This window comes from Amycolatopsis nigrescens CSC17Ta-90 (assembly GCF_000384315.1).
GTDB classification, from domain to species: Bacteria; Actinomycetota; Actinomycetes; order Mycobacteriales; family Pseudonocardiaceae; genus Amycolatopsis; species Amycolatopsis nigrescens.
This window is the reverse complement of sequence record NZ_ARVW01000001.1, coordinates 5,210,328-5,228,174: the sequence shown is the minus strand read 5'-3', so window position 1 is coordinate 5,228,174 and position 17,847 is coordinate 5,210,328. Positions and strand designations below refer to the sequence as shown.

The following is a 17,847-nucleotide window of genomic DNA, read 5'->3' as shown; positions in this document are numbered from 1 at the left end:
CGCGCGCGGGCAGCGCCCGAACGGCGGCGGATCGGGACATTTCCACCGGTCACGCCGGAACCGGGTGACGATTTGGCGGCCATACCGGTGGCCTCGATTCTCTATCCCGAACGAGCGGGAGCGCTTAGGGTGGCCGGACCAGCGAGCGTTTAGGAGGCCTAAGGTGACCAGCCGAACGTCCATCGCGAGTGAGACCGAAGGACTGACCATTCCCAAGCTCCTGCAGCGCAACGCGGAGGAGTACGGGGACCTTCCGGCATTGACCTCGCTCGACGCCGAGGGCATGCCGACGCTGAGCTGGCGGGAGCTCCGGGACGAGATCGCCGCACTGTCCCGTGGCCTCGCCGGGCTCGGCCTCCGCCCCGGCAACCGAATGCTGATCATGGGTGCGAGCAGGCCGGAGCATTTCGTCGCCGATCTGGCGGCCACCCATCTCGCGGTCATTTCCTGCACCGCGTACAGCACGCTCAGCCCGGACCAGATCCGCTTCGTCGCCCGGCACAGCGCGGCGCCGGTCGTGGTGCTCGAAGGTGCCGCCGAAGTTGCCCGCTGGCTGCCGGTGCTGGACGATCTGCCCGCGCTGAAATGGATCGTGGTGATGGAGGCGGACGCCATTCCAGCCGGCGACGACCGTTTCCTCAGTTACGCCGACGTCCTCGCGAAGGGCGCCGCCGCGCATACCGCCGACCCCGAGGCCTTCCACCGCGCCTGGGCCGGCATCCTGCCGGACGACCCGCTGGCGATGATCTACACCTCGGGCACCACCGGCGACCCGAAGGGCGTGGTGCTCTCCCACCGCAGCGTGATCCACGAAGCGATGGCGGTGCACGGCGTGCACGGCAGCCCATGGCACACCACCAGCATCGCCTACCTGCCGCTGGCGCACATCGCCGAACGCGAGCTGTCCATCTACATCCCGATCGTGTACGCCTCGCACGTGCACACCCTGGCCGACCCGACCGCGGTGGTCGGCGCGCTCGGCCGGGTGCACCCGCAGGTCTTCTTCGGCGTGCCACGGGTGTGGGAAAAGATGGTGGCCGGGCTGAAGAACATGCTCGGCGGGCTGCCGGAGGAACGGCGGGAAGCGCTGCTCGGCGCGAACCAGCTGCTCCAGGAGGGCTACAAGCTGCGCAGTGCGGGCGAGGAGGTGCCGGCCGAGCTGGCGGCGCGGATCGCCGAGACGGACGAGAAGGTGCTCGCCCCGGTGCGTGCGCTGCTCGGGCTGGACAAGCTGGCGCTGGCCTCCAGCGGGGCCGCCGCGCTGCCGGTCGAGGTGCTGTACTTCATCGCCGGGCTCGGGGTGGAGATCCAGGAGGTCTGGGGCCTTTCCGAGACCACCGGCGCGGTCACCTCGAACACCGCGTCGGCCTTCAAGGCGGGCACCGTCGGACGGCCGCTGGCCGATCTGGAGGTCAAGACCGGCGAGGACGGCGAGCTGCTCGTGCGCGGCCCGATCGTCTTCCTCGGCTACCTGCAGGAGGACGGTTCGATCAAGTCGGTCACCGACCAGGACGGCTGGCTGGCCACCGGGGACATCGGCACCATCGACGAGGACGGCTTCGTCACGATCACCGACCGCAAGAAGGAGCTGATCATCACCTCCGGCGGCAAGAACATCGCGCCGACCAGGATCGAGGGCCTGCTCAAGGAGCACGCGCTGGTCGGGCAGGCGGTGGCGATCGGGGACAACCGGCCCTACATCACCGCGCTGATCGTGCTGGACGACGAGATCGCGCCCGGCTGGGCGGCGGCGAACGGGATCGAGGCCGGGGACGTGGCCGAGCTCGCCGAGCACCCGGAGATCCGCGCCGAGATCGACCGTGCGGTGGAGTCCGCGAACAGCAGGCTGGCGCGGGTGGAGCAGATCAAGCGCTACCACCTGCTCCCGAAGGCGTGGACCCCGGAGAGCGGCGAGCTCACCCCCACCCTGAAGCTCAAGCGCCGGGTGATCGCCGAGCGCTACCAGCCGCGGATCAGCTCGCTCTACGAACCCGCCACCAACCCAACCGGCAAATAGCCGACTATTTGCCCCGGCACGCCCGGCCCAACGTGACGTTTGGCTCGTTCTAGGGACCGAACGTCACGTTGGGCCGGTCCCCCTCAGGCGCTGCGCAGGGGCGGAGCCGAAGGGCTCTCGGTCCACTTGCGCAGTCGTGGCGGTACCCGTTTCTCCAGCCCGTAAGGCTCCAGATGCGCGCTGAACACCTCGTCGAAGGCGCGCTGCACGCTTTCGGTGTCCCAGGTCGCCCGCTCCAGGATGGGTGCCTTCAGGTACGGCTGGCCGACGATGTGCAGCTGCGGCCCGTTGCACCGGATCAGCTGGCCGGTGATGCCCTCGGAGCCGGCGCCGAGCAGGAACAGCACCAGCGGCGCGATCCGGGACGGGGTCCGGTCCGGCGGGCAGTTGCGCAGCGAACGTTCGGACTTCCAGACCATCCTGGTGTGCGCCAGCGGGCAGACCGCGTTGACCCGGATGCCGACCTCTTCCATGTCCAGCGCCCAGGAATAAGTCAGCGACGCGACCGCGCCCTTGCTCGCGGCGTACGCGGCGAGCTTGCGCTGGCCGAGCGACGCGCCGGAGGAGACGTTCACGATCGACCCGCCGGAACCGGCGGCCACCATCGCCTTCGCGGCCGCGGTGCCGGTGTACAGCACGCCGAGCAGGTTCACCTCGACCAGTTCCCGCATCTGGTCCGGCTCGTCCTCCCACGGCAGCGCCTCGTAGTTCACCCCGGCGTTGTTGACCAGCCCGTCGAGCTTGCCGAACTCCGCGACGCACTCGTCGACGATCGCCTGCGCGCCGGCCGGGTCGGTCACCGAGTGACCGTTGGCCACCGCACGGCCGCCGTGCTGCCGGATACCGGCCGCGGTGCGCTCGGCGAGCTCGGCGTCCACGTCGTTGACCACCACCGCGGCACCGGCGTGCGCCACGTGCACCGCGAACGCCTCACCGAGTCCTCGTCCGGCGCCGGTCACCACCACTGCCTTGTCCTGCAAGAGCCTGTCCATCGCACGTCACTCCCACCGCCAGCCCCGACACAGCCCCGTTCATCGCTGCTGCTGGCTCCTGCGTCCAGTGTTGACGGGGATGGGCGATCGGCCGCCCCCGATGGCGACGAGCGGTTACCTCGATGCGCCGAACGAGTGAGATCTGATCGGCGCGGTGGTACCCCCGCGCGGGTCGGCACGGGCCGAACCGACGCGGTCACCGATCGTGACCCAACTACCGCACTAGGCCGATACGGTCGAGGTTGGCTGTTCGTCTCCGTGTAGCCGAAGGCATACTTACCGTTGATTGCCGAAGGGGTTAGGTGAGTCCGGTCACGACTAGTACGACGATGATCGACACAATGTAGGGGCACGGGCACGTTCACCCGATCGGGGGGAAGTGGACAGAAGGTGAAGACCAACACGCGACCGCCCATGAGTGCCGCACTCGGCAACACCGAGTTCCGCGCCCTGTGGTTCGCCGAAGCGCAGTCCCTGATCGGGGACCAGCTCACCACGGTCGCACTGGCGATCATGGTCTACAGCCAGACCGGCTCCGCCCTCTGGTCCGCGGTGGTGTACTCGCTGACCTTCCTGCCCGCGCTGGCCGGCGGGCTCGGGCTCGCCCAGCTCGCGGACCGCTTCCCGCGGCGAACCGTGCTCAGCCTCTCCGCGGTGATCCAGGCGGTGCTGATCGGCGCGATGGCGATTCCGGGCACGCCGCTGCCGGTGCTGTGCATAATCGTGGTGCTCGCCCGGCTGGTCGGCGCTCCCGGCAATGCCGCGCAGAACGCGCTGACCAGGGAGGTTTTCACCGATGACGATCTCTACCTGCGCAGTCAGGACATCCGGGGAATCACCACCAACACGGCGATGCTGCTCGGGCTCGCCGGCGGTGGGCTGCTGGTCGCACAGCTCGGCACCTCATGGGCACTAGCCATCGACGCGGTCAGCTTCCTGGTCAGCGCGCTGGTGGTGCGCCGGTGGGTGCGGCGGCGGCCGGCGGCGGGGAACCCCGGCGACGGCTGGTTCGGCGCGATCCGCTGGGTGGCCCGGCAGCGCCGGCTCCGGGTATTAATCGGGCTTTCCTGGCTGGTCGGCCTGGCGGTCATCCCGGAGGGCCTGGCGGCTCCGCTGGCCCATCAGATCGGCGCCTCGGACGGCGCGGTCGGCTGGCTGCTGGCCGCCGACCCGCTGGGGTTCGTGGTCGGCGCCTTCGTGCTCTCCAGGTACCTCTCGGCGGCCGCCCGTCGCCGGATCCTCGGCGTGCTGGCGATCGCGCCACTGCTGACGCTGGTTGCCTTCATCTTCCAGCCCAACCTCGCGCTCGCGCTGGTACTGCTGGCACTCGCGGGAGCCACCGGCGCCTACCTGATCACGGTCAGCGCCACGTTCATCACCTGGGTGCCGAACGAACTTCGCGGCGGGGCTGGGGGTCTGTACCGGACCGGACTCCGGGTGGCACAGGGCATCGGGGTCGCTCTAGGCGGAATAATCGCGCAGCTGGCCGGGTCCGCCACCACGGCGATCGCCATCGCGGGCGGGATCGGCGTGCTGCTGGCCATCCCGGTCGCGATCTCCTGGTCCCGGGTGAACGCCGCGAACAGCGAAACAGCCGAGTAAGTCATGTCGCACCGCTTACCGCGCGTATCGGGCGGGCGACTCGAATTGCCGAGTCTTGGGTTGGAACCAGATCAGAAGTCACGGGCCGTCACCGAAAGCACCTCCCTGTGGGCCGGTTCGAAAACTTGTTCGGTTGCCGGATCAGAAATCACGAGCGGACACGGTGGGCACCTCTCTCACAACGGGGCGGAACACGTTCACCGACGAGCGACGGATCAGAAATCACGAGCCTGCACGCTCAACACCTCCTGCGCAACGCGAGACGACGGGATTGGGCCATCCGGCGAGATCAGAAATCACGAGCAGCCACGCGGAACACCTCTTCTCGCAATGGGGCGGAACAACTTCGACGCAGCAGGGGATCAGAAATCGCGAGCCGACACGGGAAGCACCTCCGATCGGTACACACGGTCCAAGGAAGCGGCCTCCGCAGTTCGGGCTACGTCCTCGCCTACACACACATCCGGTGCGATGAGATGATACCGGTCGCAGAAAGCGAACGGCGGTCGAGCGGGTACCAGGGAGATTACTCAACCGCGGCGGCGGATGTCGAAAGGAGGTAGCCGAGTGGCACTCGTACCCCGCGACCGACCGCCGCCCCCTCCGCCCGGCGACGCGACGCCTGAGAGTGAGGACACCGTTACCGAACCGCAGGTCACGTCCGCCCATTCGGAGCAGGGGCCGCCGGATTCGGTGAGTGACGAACCGAGTGTCGAGCGCGCACAGCCGACCGGCATCCGCGGCTGGGCGCTGTGGCGGCGGCCGAAGCCGTTCATCGTCTTTCTGCTGCTGATGGAAGCCCTCTCAATCCCGGGTTTCGCGCTCGCGTTCGCCGGCTCCGGACTGCCGAACCGGTTGGAATGGTTCGGTTTCGCGATTTTGACCGCGGGGGCAACCGCACATATCCAGCTAACCCAGCGACAGGAAGAGCGGCGGCGCAGCCGGACCCGCACGGTGCTTATCGATCTCACCGCGGTCTGGGTCTTCCCCGCGGTATTGATCATTCCGGCGGAACTCACCGTACTGCTGATCCTGATCATCAGGGCACAACGCTGGTTCACCGCCCGCCGGCCGGCGCACAACTTCATCTACTCCACCGTCTCCCACTGTCTGGCAGCATCGCTGGCGCACCTGACATTCGACTCCCTCGGCCCGCACGTCTGGTCCTCGCTCACCCTATTGGGCTCCCTTCGGGAATTCGCGGCATTAATCATCACCGCGCTGGTTTACGAGGCCGTGCAAATCGTTTACGTGGGCGGCATCCTCTCATTGGCGGGCCCATCGAGGCCGACCCTGTCCAGCATCCTGGGAAGCAAGGCGGACAACCTTCTCGAAGCGATCACCACCGGGCTCGGCGCGGTGACCGCGATCCTGCTGATCACCATGCCGCCGGCGGTCGCGATCATGGCCGTGGTGACCGTCGTGTTCAACCGGCTCGCCGAACTTGACCAGTTGCAGAACGACGCGCGCACCGACCCCAAGACCGCGGTCTACAACATGCGGGGCTGGAGCGAGTCCGCCGAGCGGGCCTTCGGCAGGGCGACCAGATCGCGCGGCAACCTCGCCCTGCTGATGATCGACCTCGACCACTTCAAGTGGATCAACGACTCGCACGGCCACCCCGCCGGGGACGACGTGCTGCGCCGGGTGGCGCAGGCGATAGACGAGGCGACCAGGCCGACGGACGTGGTCGGCCGGTACGGCGGCGAGGAGTTCCTGGTGCTGCTGCCGGACACCGACGAGATCACCGCGGCCGGCGCGGCGGAGCGAATCCGCGGCACCATCGCCGAGCTGCGCATAGTCACCACGGACAAGCGCGGCGCGCAGACCACCATCGCCGGGCGCACCACTTCGATCGGCGTCGCGGTCTATCCGGACCACGGCGACACTTTGGACATCCTGATGCAGGCCGCCGACGCGGCGGTCTACGAAGCCAAGGAGAACGGCCGCAACCAGGTGCGGATAGCGGCCGAGAAGCTGGCGGACACTCCGGACAGCCCGTGACACAACCGGGGGATATCCGGATGTCCGGTCGTGATCCGGCCTGGGACCCTGGAGAGCATGACCGCCACCGCAGAGACCCTTCCGCGCGTCCGGCGGCCACTGTGGACCTCGGCCTGGATGCTGTTGCTCGCACTGGTCGTGATCGGGTTCGGCCTGGTCGCGTCCCGTTCCGCGGCCCCGATTGAGCACGGCCCGCTGACCGGCGGGCCGGCCGCCGCCCAGCGCGCGGTGGACGCACTGCTGAACCCCGGGCCTTCGGCCGAGGCGCTGAACGAGCTGCCCGCCGACTTCACCCAGGTGACCGGCGTCACACCGAGTGCGATGTCGGCCAGGGACGGCACGGTGCGCGCGGTGCACACGGACGGCGGCTGCTCCACGCCGTGGGGTGAGGACAACAGCAAGTGGGACTACGCGGTGCCGTGCAAGGCGCACGACCTCGGCTACGACCTGCTCCGGTACGCGGAAAAGCAGGGCCAGCCGCTGGGTCAGCAGGTCAGGGCCGCGTTGGACGATCGGCTGTCCGCGGACATGCACGCGATGTGCTCGATCAATCCGATGGACTCGGCGAAGACCTGCGGGATGGTCGCGTCGCTCTACACCGCCGGGCTGGTGGTGAACTCCTGGCACCAGCGCTGGGGCCCGCCGGTCGGCGAGCCGGTCGGCCCGATGCTGGCCGGAGTGGTCGTGATCGGCTGCCTGCTGGTCTTCCGGCTGCGTGACTGGCTGCGCGCCAGGCGTGTCCGCCCGGCACCGCAGCCGTGGGCAGCGCGGACAGTGCGGACAGCGGGAACCGCCGCCGAAACCGCCGCTGCCCGGCCGCTCACGCCGTGGGCGATGCTCGGTGCGGCCAGCATGGTGCTGCTGGTGCTCGGCGAGTCCGCGATCGCGCTGGCCAACTGGGCCGGGGCTGGCCACGAGTGGCTGTGGCCGCTGACCTGGCTGGCCCAGCTCGCGCCGCTGTTCTTCTTCGCCTGCGGCCGGGCCAACGCGGCGGGCTGGCAGGCCGAGCTGGACGCGGGCGGTGGTTATCGCCAGTACCTGGCGCACCGGGCGAGCCGGCTGCTGCGTCCCGCGCTGATCTTCGTGGTGGTGGCGCTGGTGGTGCCGCTCGCGCTGGAGCTGCTTGGCATTCCGGCCGGCACCAACGCGACCGTGATGCGGATCGCGCTGCACCCGCTCTGGCTGATCGGCGTCTACCTGCTGACCATGGTGGCCGCGCCGGCGCTGCTCAAACTGCACCGGCTGGCCCCGAGGAGCACCCTGGCCGCGCTGCTCGGCCTGGTGGTGCTGGCCGAGTTCGGCGCGGGCTGGCTCGACTCTTCGCTGCCCCGCCACGCCGGGGCGTTCGGGCTGGCGCTGCTGGCCCAGCAACTCGCCTTCTGGCAGGCCGGGCGCGGGGTGCGGACCGGCTGGCTGGTGACGGGCACGGCCGCCGGTGCCGCCGGGCTGGTCCTGCTGAGCGTGACCGGGACCGGCCCGCCGACCCTGCTCGGCGACCCCGCCGCGGCACCCGCGCTGTCCGCGGCCACGCTGCCGGTGCTGCTGCTCGGCGCGGTGCAGCTCGGCCTGACCGGTCTCTTCGCGCGCCGCCTCGCCACGCTGGCCGGACGGCCGCGTCTGATCGTGGCGGTCCGGCTGGTGGTGCGCGCCCCGATGAGCCTGTACCTCGGTTTCCTGGCCGCCATGCTGCTGCTGGTCGCGCTGGTCTACCTGCCGGGACGGCTGATGGACGTGCTCACCTGGCTCACCGAGCCGCGGCCGCTGGTCGCGCTGGCGCTGCTGGCCGGGCCGGCCGCACTGGTGTTCTGGTGGTTCGAACGGCACGCCGCCAGCCCTGGCCCGTCGCTCATCGGCGCGCAGCCGGCCGGGCGGCTGGGCGCACTGCTCGCGCACGCCGGGGTCGTGCTGGGCATCGGCTACGCCACCATCGGGGTGTTCGGATTCGCGCTGACCAGGTTCGGCGGCGAGACCGGGGCCACCATGCTCGGCCTGCAGCTGGACCCGATCCAGAACCTGGTGCAGTTGCTGCTCGGCGTCTTCCTGCTGCACGCGGTGCGGATCGGCAACGGCGCGGCGCCCAGCACCTGGGTGGTCACCGCGCTGGCCTGTGTGCCACCGTTGTTGTCAGCTACCAGCGGACCTGTGCCAGATCAGGTGGCACTCGCGGTGCACGGGCTGACCGCGCTGTTCGCCGTCGCGGCCGCGGTGAGCGCCGGCCTGCAGACCAGAGCGGTGGCCGTGAACGCCGGGTGAGCACGTCGCCCGGCTGCGTGGTCGCGCAGCTCGGGAGGGTGTTGTCGGGCACACTCGGAGATCGATATGCGACGCTACGGCAACCCGAGCGCGGGACCATACGTCCGGACTGTTGGGCCGGGTGCTGCCCTGATTGGGTTAACCCGGCCGACCGTACGTGTGCGAGAGAGGAGACGCCGGCATGGACTACCCGCCACGGAATGAGCGCGGGAACCGTCCCGCGCGCCCGTGGCAGGAGGGTTCGGCCGGACCGATCCGGGAGACCCGGCCGAGGCCAGCCGGCCCGCGCGGTGCGCCGCAGGACGCCCGGCGCTCCGGTCCGCCGCCCGGTCAACCGCCGCGAAGGCGGCCCATGCCGACGCCACCGAGGCGCCGCCCGGCGCGCGGCCCGAAGATCGCCCTCGCGATCGTCTCACTGCTCGTGATGAGCCTCACCGGCTACGCCTGGGCGGCCATGCAGGGCCTGGTGAGCGGACTGAGCTTCACCGACGTGATCGGCCAGGGCGCCGGCGGCGACAAGCCCGCCGACGGCGCCAGGGACATCCTGCTGGTCGGCCTGGACAGCCGCACCGACGCGCAGGGCAACCCGCTGTCCAAGGAGCTGCTCGCCCAGCTGCGCGCCGGGGTCTCCGACGGCGAGCTGAACACCGACACGCTGATCTTCGTGCACATTCCGAACGACGGCGGCAAGGCGGTGGCCATCTCGCTGCCCCGGGACTCCTACGTGGACATTCCCGGCGGCTACGGCAAGCACAAGATCAACTCCGCGTACGCGCGCGCCAAGACCTCCGCGGCCAAGGACCTGCAGGAGCAGGGCGTCACCGATGCCAAGGAGATCGAGCTCAAGAGCAACCAGGCCGGGGCGAAGACGCTGATCGCGACCGTGGAGAAGCTCACCGGCTCGACCATCGACAACTACGCCGCGATCAACCTGCTCGGCTTCAGCGAGATCACCCAGGCGATCGGCGGCGTGGACGTCTGCCTGAACAAGGCGGTCAGAGACACCTACTCCGGGGCCGACTTCAAGGCGGGCAAGCAGACCGTGTCCGGCGCGGACGCGCTGGCCTTCGTCCGGCAGCGGCACGGCCTGCCGAACGGCGACCTCGACCGAGTGGTCCGCCAGCAGGTGTTCATGGCCGGGCTGGCCGGCAAGGTGCTCTCCGCGGGCACGCTCACCGACCCCGGCAAGCTGACCGGCCTGATCGACGCGATCAAGAAGTCCGTGGTGCTCAACCAGGGCTGGGACATCTTCGGCTTCGCCCAGCAGCTCAAGGGCCTCACCGGCGGGCAGCTGGAGTTCCGCACGATCCCGGTGGTCAACATGGACTACAAGACCCCGGACGGCGAGTCGGCCATCCAGGTCGACCCGAAGCAGGTGTCCGCCTTCGTGCAGGGTCTCGCCCCGCAGCCGGCAGCGGCGCAGCCGCCGCCCGCCCAGGACAACAAGGCGACCACTGTGGACGTGCGCAACTCCTCCGGCAAGACCGGGCTGGCCGCGAACGTGGCGCAGACACTGGCCGGTCAGGGTTTCACCCCCGGTGAGACGGCGAACTCCGCACCGAGGAAGACGAGCACGGTGCGCTACGGCGGGGACGGCAAGGCGGCCGCGCAGGCCGTGGCCGAGTCGCTCGGCGGGCTCGCCGTGGAGGCGGACCCGACGGTCGCGAAGGGCCACGTCACGGTCTACCTCGGCTCGGACTACAGCGGCGGGACCTCGAACGCCGGCCAGTCCTCGCCGCCGTCATCGGCTTCGTCGCAGTCGGGGTCACAGTCGCAGGAAGCCCCCGCGCAGTCCCCCACCGGTGACCAGCCGATCACCGCGGACGGGGTCACCTGCGTCAACTGACGCCGTTCAGCCCCGTCTCATTAGCCCGATCGGCGTAGTATTCCTTTTTGTCCTCAAACTCTCGGCCGAAGTTGCGTAAGAGCCGCGTACCTAGCGACTTTCATAGTCGTGAAGACGACTCGCGTAGCGGTGCAGGGGTGCGACACGACGCATAGTCGAGGCAGGGGACGAGGAGTGCGGTTCGACGGCGATACCTATCAACGAGTTCTCGGCGAAGAGCTCCGCAAACTACGCAGGCGGCGCGGCTGGACGCGCAAGGAGCTGAACCAGCACCTGCAGAGCGAGATCTCGCTGCAGACGCTGGCCACCTACGAACTGGGCACCCGGCAGTGCTCGGTGGTGCGCCTGGTCGAGCTGTGCCTGGCGATGGACGAGCTGCCGCAGGACCTGCTCGCGAAGGTGCACCGCCGGGTGTTCACCGACGAGCCCGGCCGGGTCCGGCTGGACCTGACCAGAGTGATCGCGGACAGCCAGCCCGAGCTGCTGCCGCTGCGGCGGTGGGCCGAAGGCAGGCTCGCCCAGACCGGCGAGCAGGCGTCCGCGGAGATCCAGCTCGACCTGGCCGCGGTGGAGCGGATGGCCGAGCTGTGCGGCATCCCCACGGTGGACCTGCTGGCCAGGCTGCGCGCACTGGCCGGCCCGGCCGCCTGAAAACCACCGGCGCGGTGGTCCCCGCCCCCGATGACCGCGCCGGTCCTCCCTTCCCCTCGCACCCCTGCTCGTCCGTGAAGGGCACCTTGCCTACGTTGAAGGTAGGCAAGGTGCCCTTCACGGACAGCGGGTTAGGAGTTAACGCGAGCGCGGTCGGCGGAGCCGACGAGCTGGAAGTCCGCGGCGGTGATCCGCCGGGTGTTCAGCCAGTAGCGCCAGGTGAATCCGGGCCAGATGGTCCGGTTCACCCCCTTCGCATCCAGGTACCAGCTCTTGCAGCCGCCCTGCGTCCAGATGCCCTTGTCGAGCTTCCGCTGGATGTCCACATTGAACTTCTCCTGCGCCTCCGCGCGCGGGTCGATCGCGGCGGCCGATGACTTCTCCACCAGCCGGATAGCGTCCGCCACATAACGGATCTGGGATTCGATCATGAACACCACCGAGTTGTGCCCGAGCCCGGTGTTCGGTCCCAGCAGGAAGAACAGGTTCGGGAACCCGGACACGTTGATGCCGAGATGGGTCCGCATGCCCTCGGTGGCCCACTCCTTGCCGAGGTTGCGGCCGTCCACCCCGGTCAGGTCCAGGTCGTCGAAGGCGTCGGTGACGTGGAAACCGGTGCCGTAGATGATCGCGTCCACCTCGTGCTCCACCCCGGCGGTGTCCACAATGCTGTGTTCCTTGACCTCCGCCACGCCGTCGGTGACCACGTCCACGTTGTCCCTGTTCAGCGCCGGGTAGTAGTCGTTGGAGATGAGCACCCGCTTGCAGCCCATGACGTAGTCCGGGGTGAGCTTGGCCCGCAGCCCGGGGTCCTTGACGCTCTTGTCGATGTTCCGCTTCGCGAGCTTCTGCCCCAGCTTCATCAGGCCGGGGTGGCCGTTGAAGCCGATCGCGCGGGCTTCCAGCATCCAGTACAGCGCGCTCCGGTAGGCCCGCTGGGTGCCGGGCACTTTGGCGAACAGCTTCCTCGCCCAGCCCGGCATCGCGTGGTCCGGTTTCGGCATGATCCACGGCGGGGTGCGCTGGAACAGGTGCAGGCTCCGCACGTCCTTGGCGATCTGCGGCACGAACTGGACCGCGCTGGCGCCGGTGCCGATCACGGCCACCCGCTTGCCGCGCAGGTCGTAGTCGTGGTCCCACTCCGCGGAGTGGAAGGACCGGCCGGCGAACCGCTCGATGCCCGGCAGCGCGGGGATCTGCGGAAGGTGCAGCGCGCCGACCCCGGCCACCAGGAACTGGCCGACGAACTCGTCGCCGCCCTTGGTGGCCACGTGCCAGCGGTTCTCGTCGGCGTCCCAGCGCGCCCCGGTCATCTCCTGGCCGAACCGCACGTGGGAGTAGATGTCGTACTTCTCCGCGACTCGGCGCAGGTAGTCCCAGATCTCCGGCTGCGGGGAGAACGACCTGCTCCAGTCCGGGTTCTGCTCGAAGGAGAACGAGTACATGTGCGACTGGATGTCGCAGGCACAGCCTGGGTACGTGTTGTCCCGCCAGGTGCCGCCGACGTCGTCGGCCTTCTCCAGGATCACGAAGTCCGTACGGCCTTCCTTGCGGAGCTGGATCGCCATGCCGAGCCCGGAAAAGCCGGTCCCGACGATCACCACGCCCGTCTCGGTGCGCTTGCCCATCTGCCCGTCCTCCATGACGTCACTGCTGGTCCCGGGGCTTTTCGGCCCGCAGGTTTACTGTTACCCGGAGTCCATCTTACTCATAGTAGGTTACTTCCGGTAGAGTAGCTTCGTGACCGCCTCCCCGAAGCCCACCGCCGAAGGTGTCCCGGCGCGCCGCAAGCGCATGCCCAGGGCCGAGCGGGAGCGGCAGATGATCGAAATCGCCGAGGCGGTCTTCTCCGAGCGCGGCTACGTGTCGGCGTCGATGGACGAGATCGCGGAGCGGGTCGGCGTCTCGAAGCCGATGCTCTACGAGTACTTCAACTCCAAGGAAGGCCTGCTCGTGGCCTGTATCGCGGAGTCGCGCTCGGAGCTGCGCAAGGTCACCGAACAGGCCGTGACGGGCGCGGCCGGCGCCGAGGACGCGCTGCGCAGGGGGCTGCACGCGTTCTTCGTGTTCATCCGCGAGCACCGCCAGTCCTGGTCGCTGCTGCGACACGAGATGGCGTTGATCGGCACCAGCGCGGCGGACGCGATCGAGCAGACCCGGCAGCAGCAGACCGACCTCATCGGCGCGCTGATGAGCGGCTATTTCGACGCCGACTCGAGCCAGCAGGTGGAGGCGTCCGCGGAGATCGTGGTCGGCGCCTGCGAGCGGCTCGCGATCTGGTGCGAGCGCAACGACGAAATCACTCCGGAGCTGGCGACCGGGTACGCGATGGACATGCTGTGGGGCGGACTGGCCCGCCGAGCCGGCACGAGCGACCCGGATTAGGCCATCTGGTCGTCACGCACAGCACATTCTCTTCGGTCACTTGTGACACAGAGTCGTGTTGATGTATCGATATACCAGGTGGGAAGTTCGACAAAACGGCGGCGTTGGCACGCCCGATCGGGTTAACTGCCAGTTGCCGTCATGAAGTGGCGGTGAGGTAGTCCCCGTAGATGGAGCATCCAGCAGGGAGGGGTGAGACCCGATGATGGAACCGATCACCGCCGTCTATGTGCAGGAAGACGAGGACTGGACGATCACGGTCACCGGCTTCGGCAAGACGATGACCGCGCGTGCGCCCGGAATAATCGCCGCACGGGACAGGACCGACCAGCTGGTCGAGAAGCTGAACACGGCGGGTAAGGACGCGACCGTGGTGCACCTGCTGAACGGCAGCGCCCTCGAGTTCACCACCGTGTACATGACCGCCAGGTTGACCCGCCCTGAGACCGCTGCGGCCCCGGAGGCTCCGGAGGCCCCTGAAGCGGCTGAGACGGCTGAAACATCCGAGGCGTCCGGAAAGGAGCCCGCCGGGTCCGGCAGCGACTCCACGACGCCGGCCACGGAGAGCGCCGCGTCGGCGGACGAGGTGGCCGAACCGGTCAAGGAGAAGCCGAAGGGCCCGAACGTGGACCTGTCCAACGGCAAGATGGCGCCGATCGCGGACGCGCTGAACACCACGAAGGGCGCCAAGCCGGTGAAGTCACCGGGGCCGGTCGCCGGTTCGGTGACCGTCGGCGGCTCGGTGACCCCACCGGTGGCTCGGGCCTAGCGGAACAGTTTGCGCAGTAGCAGAAAGCCGATCAGCGCACCGATGCCGATCAGCGGGAACTTCACCTTGGGCTCGTCCAGCTTCGACCGCACACTGGTCTTGGCCGAGTCGGCGAGCCGCTTCGGACTGGCCTTGGTGCCGAGCTGATCCAAGGTCGATGCCAGCGCGTCGCGCGCCTTCTCGATCTCACGCTCGATGGTCTCCGGGTCGCGGGCCACGGGTCCTCCTTGCCAGGCAAGCGTTCGCAGAGGCACCACGGTAGATCACCCGCGCCCCGCCCGTCGCACCGGCCACGCCGAGCAAGGCCGGTTCCCGGCCAGCTAGGCTTGTCCGGTCGGGGCCCGTAGCCCAATTGGCAGAGGCACACGGTTTAGGTCCGTGCCAGTGTGAGTTCGAGTCTCACCGGGCCCACTCCGACCCTGACCTGCGGCGCAGTCCCTTTCAGTTCCCGGTGAGCGGGAACGAGTGGTGTTCGTGGGCGACCACCCAGCGGCCCTGTTCCTTGCGCAGGCCGAGCGTCAGCCGCAGGCGGTTGTCCGGGTTCTCGGCGAACTCCTTCGAGGTTCCACAGCGCAACAGGGCCTGGGCGTAGGCGACGTCCGACCCGGCGGTGATGTCGAGGGACTCGATGTCGAAGGTGGCGCCCTGCGCCTGCCATTCGAAGAACGGCGGCCAGCATTCGCGGTACCCGTCGATACCGCGAATGCCCTGGTAAGGCGGTGGGACGTCGAACATCACGATGTCGTCGGCGTGGCCGGTCAGCACACCGGGCAGGTCTCCCCGGTGCACCGCGGCGGCCCATTGTTCGATCAGGGTGCGGATCTGCTGTTCGTCGGTAGTCATGTCACTGGTACCCGTGCCGAGGCGGGAACTCATCGCCGCCGCCGGAAATTTGTCGGTGCCGGCTGCCACACTCCTGGTTCCCGGACCGGAAGGCAGCCCATGACCAGCGTCCCCGTTCCCCACCACTACGCGCCGAAGTGGGCCGCGGACACCCGCGCCACCCCACCGGCGGTCGGCGACGAGCGCGAAACCCTGACCGCCTACCTGGACTGGCACCGCCAGACCTTCGAGCTCAAGTGCGCCGGCGTCCCGCCGGAGCGGCTCTCCGAACGGGCCGTGCCGCCGTCTTCCCTTTCCCTGCACGGTTTGCTGCGGCATCTGGCCGGGACGGAGCGCTGGTGGTTCCGGATCCAGTTCGCCGGCGAGGACGTGCCGATGCTCTACTACACCGACGACGACCCCGAACAGGACTTCGAAGCGCTGGACGGGGATCCCGGCGAGGCACTCGAGGTGTGGCGGGCGGAATGCCGCCGCGCCAACGAGATCCTGGCCGCGGCTTCGCTGGACGACACCGGCGTCCAGCTGAGCACCGGCGAGCCGGTCTCGCTGCGCCGGATCGTGGTGAGCATGATCGCCGAGTACGCCAGGCACAACGGCCACGCGGACCTGCTCCGGGAGCGGATCGACGGGGCGACCGGCATGTAGCCCGCCGGATCGCTCAGCGCAGGTGCTCGTCGAAGAAGGCGGAAAGCCTCGGCACCACCACGTCGGCGCGGCAGGCGCCGACGTGGTCCTCGCCGGGCACGATGTCGACCTCCCAGCCGAGCGACTCCAGCTCGTCCCGCCGCCCGGCGACGGTGTCACCGAGGTGCGTGATGAACTCGCCGCCAAGGCTCAGTTCGTCCGCCCCGCCGACGAAGCACAGTTTCGGGCAGGACACGTCGCGCTGCGCGGCGCGGTCGTCGAAGCCCTGAAGCCCTTCGTAGTACTTGACGAACTGCGGGTACTGGACGGCCAGCTCCGCCGGAATCCCGAGCGCGGCCGGATCGGCAGCGGCGATGACCCGGCTGCAGTGCAGCATCTCCGAATAGGGCCCGTCCACCGGCGGGAAACCGGTCATCGCCAGCGCGGTCAGCCGGTCAGTGCGGATCGCCAGCTGCAGCCCGATGACACCGCCCCACGAGTACCCCCACCAGGCGAACCGGTCCGCCCCCGCGGCGTCCGCGACAGCGAGCAGATCGGTGGTCACGGTCTCCGGGGTGAGGCTGTCGTCCTTCGGCTTGCCCGGATAGCTCAGCAGCACCACCCGGTAGCGGCCGGACAGCTCTTCGACGAGCGCCTCGCGCAGCCCGGTCGCCTGCGCCTTCAGCGGATGCTCCGGCACCCGCGGGTCAGCGTTGTAGAGCAGCACGACCGGGCCCTCCCCGTGCGCCTCGAAGTAGATCTCGTCCCCGTTGTGCGCGGCGGTGCTCGGCATCGCAGCTCCTCCCAACTCTCGTAGACCGTACTAGGGCGGCGACACGCACGGCCGCTCGCCCGGCCGTGTGCCGGCGCGGTCGTACTGTGGCACCGTTGGAGATCCGCCCGCACCGCTTGGAGGCCCGGCCATGGCTCGCAACCCCATCCGGTGGCTGCTGCACTGGGTGGACTGGTTCGAGATGCGCGGCGTCTACGTGCCCGGCGAGGACAACCGGACCATCGATCCGTGGCGTGACTTCGGCTGGCTCATCGTGGTGTGGCTGGTCGGGCTCGCCGTCTTCATCCTGTTCTTCGCGCTCGCCGCCTGAAAAGACGGTTAAACGGCAGAACCCTCACCCGTCGTGCCAATCCGATCACGGATCGGACACAGGCTTACACCAGCTCCGCGTCAACCCGGTCAGGTAGCTCGCACGCGCGCCCGGCTGAGTCCACAGTGGGTCGGGTTCGGCAGAAGTACCTACCCCGAACGGACCCAAGCTTCCGCCGGTTGGAGTAAAGGAGTGGCGCCTGTGCGCACCCCCAGGCACGTGCTCGCCGCCTGCGCGCTGCTCGCGTCGCTCGCCTGCGGAGCCTGCGCGGCGGCGGTGGAAGGCGGCGAGACCAACGCGGCGCTCGGGGTCAACCCGGTGGCCCGCGGCGCGGTCGCGCCGGTGAAGGCGACGGTGACCTTCGGCGGGGACTACCGGTTCGACAACGGGGTGGTGGTCTCGGTGTCCACCCCGAAGTCCTTCCGCCCCAGCGCCACCGCGTACCCGCAGAGCGAAAGGGCAGCCGCCTTCGAAATCGTGGTCCGTAATGATGGCGCACAACCATACCGGTTGTCCGGTTTTTCCGTGGTCGCCACCGTCGCGGGCACCCAGGCCAAGCAGGTGGTCGACGCCACCCAGGGCTTCAGCGGCATCGTAGAGGCCGGCAAGGACGTTCCGCCGGCCCGCAACGTCAGGATGAACCTCGCCTTCGCGGTCACCCCCGAGCCGGCCGACCTGGAACTGACCATCCGGCCGGAGGCCACCAGCCCGGTGGTCGTGACCTACTCCGGTCCGGCCTGAGGTTCCCCTCCGGATAC

16 protein-coding genes and 1 tRNA gene are annotated in these 17,847 nt (G+C 69.1%); 12 read left to right on the top strand and 5 right to left on the bottom strand.

All coding sequences use genetic code 11. From position 1 onward, the window contains the following. Window positions 1-163: 163 nt before the first annotated feature. On the top strand, window positions 164-2,017 hold the full coding sequence (locus AMYNI_RS0124855; RefSeq protein WP_020670776.1) for an AMP-dependent synthetase/ligase: 1,854 nt from the start codon (window positions 164-166) through the stop codon (window positions 2,015-2,017). An 83-nt stretch (window positions 2,018-2,100) separates the two neighbouring features. Here the strand turns inward: AMYNI_RS0124855 and AMYNI_RS0124850 are convergent, their stop codons facing one another. After that, complete coding sequence (locus AMYNI_RS0124850) at window positions 2,101-3,009, bottom strand: SDR family NAD(P)-dependent oxidoreductase (protein WP_020670775.1); 909 nt, start codon at window positions 3,007-3,009, stop codon at window positions 2,101-2,103. Window positions 3,010-3,423: 414 nt separating this feature from the next. Between AMYNI_RS0124850 and AMYNI_RS0124845 the strand changes: the two genes are divergently transcribed. The 5 genes from AMYNI_RS0124845 to AMYNI_RS0124825 all read left to right on the top strand — a co-directional run bounded on the left by AMYNI_RS0124845 (window position 3,424) and on the right by AMYNI_RS0124825 (window position 11,365). Further along, window positions 3,424-4,611 (top strand): MFS transporter, encoded by a 1,188-nt coding sequence (locus AMYNI_RS0124845; protein WP_020670774.1) that lies wholly within the window; start codon window positions 3,424-3,426, stop codon window positions 4,609-4,611. Between the two features lie 693 nt (window positions 4,612-5,304). Beyond that, the gene (locus AMYNI_RS0124840; protein WP_020670773.1) at window positions 5,305-6,615 is read left to right on the top strand and encodes a GGDEF domain-containing protein; all 1,311 of its coding nucleotides are present in this window, start codon (window positions 5,305-5,307) and stop codon (window positions 6,613-6,615) included. A 57-nt stretch (window positions 6,616-6,672) separates the two neighbouring features. Continuing rightward, on the top strand, window positions 6,673-8,868 hold the full coding sequence (locus tag AMYNI_RS0124835) for a phospholipase A2 (protein WP_020670772.1): 2,196 nt from the start codon (window positions 6,673-6,675) through the stop codon (window positions 8,866-8,868). Between the two features lie 352 nt (window positions 8,869-9,220). Further along, a complete protein-coding gene (locus tag AMYNI_RS0124830; RefSeq protein WP_020670771.1) occupies window positions 9,221-10,714 on the top strand; it encodes an LCP family protein in 1,494 nt (497 codons plus the stop codon). Between the two features lie 174 nt (window positions 10,715-10,888). Then, the gene (locus tag AMYNI_RS0124825) at window positions 10,889-11,365 is read left to right on the top strand and encodes a helix-turn-helix domain-containing protein (RefSeq protein ID WP_020670770.1); all 477 of its coding nucleotides are present in this window, start codon (window positions 10,889-10,891) and stop codon (window positions 11,363-11,365) included. 131 nt (window positions 11,366-11,496) lie between these two features. Here AMYNI_RS0124825 and AMYNI_RS0124820 read toward each other — a convergent pair whose 3' ends face one another. Then, window positions 11,497-12,993 (bottom strand): flavin-containing monooxygenase, encoded by a 1,497-nt coding sequence (locus tag AMYNI_RS0124820; protein WP_026360891.1) that lies wholly within the window; start codon window positions 12,991-12,993, stop codon window positions 11,497-11,499. Window positions 12,994-13,159: 166 nt separating this feature from the next. Between AMYNI_RS0124820 and AMYNI_RS0124815 the strand changes: the two genes are divergently transcribed. Together AMYNI_RS0124815 and AMYNI_RS50685 are read left to right on the top strand one after the other, a co-directional pair. After that, on the top strand, window positions 13,160-13,750 hold the full coding sequence (locus tag AMYNI_RS0124815) for a TetR/AcrR family transcriptional regulator (protein ID WP_026360890.1): 591 nt from the start codon (window positions 13,160-13,162) through the stop codon (window positions 13,748-13,750). Between the two features lie 202 nt (window positions 13,751-13,952). Beyond that, a complete protein-coding gene (locus AMYNI_RS50685; RefSeq protein WP_020670767.1) occupies window positions 13,953-14,519 on the top strand; it encodes a hypothetical protein in 567 nt (188 codons plus the stop codon). Here AMYNI_RS50685 and AMYNI_RS0124805 read toward each other — a convergent pair. Then, complete coding sequence (locus tag AMYNI_RS0124805; RefSeq protein ID WP_020670766.1) at window positions 14,516-14,737, bottom strand: DUF3618 domain-containing protein; 222 nt, start codon at window positions 14,735-14,737, stop codon at window positions 14,516-14,518. The two genes, AMYNI_RS50685 and AMYNI_RS0124805, sit on opposite strands and share 4 nt — an antisense overlap. 119 nt (window positions 14,738-14,856) lie before the next feature. Between AMYNI_RS0124805 and AMYNI_RS0124800 the strand changes: the two genes are divergently transcribed. Then, window positions 14,857-14,930: transfer RNA gene (locus AMYNI_RS0124800), tRNA-Leu, on the top strand. 30 nt (window positions 14,931-14,960) lie between these two features. Here the strand turns inward: AMYNI_RS0124800 and AMYNI_RS0124795 are convergent. Continuing rightward, window positions 14,961-15,362, bottom strand: coding sequence for a YybH family protein (locus AMYNI_RS0124795; protein WP_020670765.1), 402 nt, complete (start codon window positions 15,360-15,362; stop codon window positions 14,961-14,963). Window positions 15,363-15,461: 99 nt separating this feature from the next. On the opposite strand from AMYNI_RS0124795, the gene AMYNI_RS0124790 reads away from it, so the two are divergent. Next, entirely contained in the window at window positions 15,462-16,007 is a 546-nt protein-coding gene (locus tag AMYNI_RS0124790) for a DinB family protein (protein ID WP_020670764.1), read from the top strand. 13 nt (window positions 16,008-16,020) lie between these two features. Here AMYNI_RS0124790 and AMYNI_RS0124785 read toward each other — a convergent pair whose 3' ends face one another. Then, a complete protein-coding gene (locus AMYNI_RS0124785) occupies window positions 16,021-16,779 on the bottom strand; it encodes an alpha/beta fold hydrolase (RefSeq protein ID WP_020670763.1) in 759 nt (252 codons plus the stop codon). Between the two features lie 130 nt (window positions 16,780-16,909). Here AMYNI_RS0124785 and AMYNI_RS0124780 point away from each other — a divergent pair, with 130 nt between their 5' ends. Together AMYNI_RS0124780 and AMYNI_RS0124775 are read left to right on the top strand one after the other, a co-directional pair. Then, window positions 16,910-17,089, top strand: coding sequence for a hypothetical protein (locus AMYNI_RS0124780; RefSeq protein ID WP_020670762.1), 180 nt, complete (start codon window positions 16,910-16,912; stop codon window positions 17,087-17,089). Between the two features lie 201 nt (window positions 17,090-17,290). Further along, the gene (locus AMYNI_RS0124775; RefSeq protein ID WP_020670761.1) at window positions 17,291-17,830 is read left to right on the top strand and encodes a hypothetical protein; all 540 of its coding nucleotides are present in this window, start codon (window positions 17,291-17,293) and stop codon (window positions 17,828-17,830) included. The last annotated feature ends 17 nt before the right edge of the window (window positions 17,831-17,847 follow it).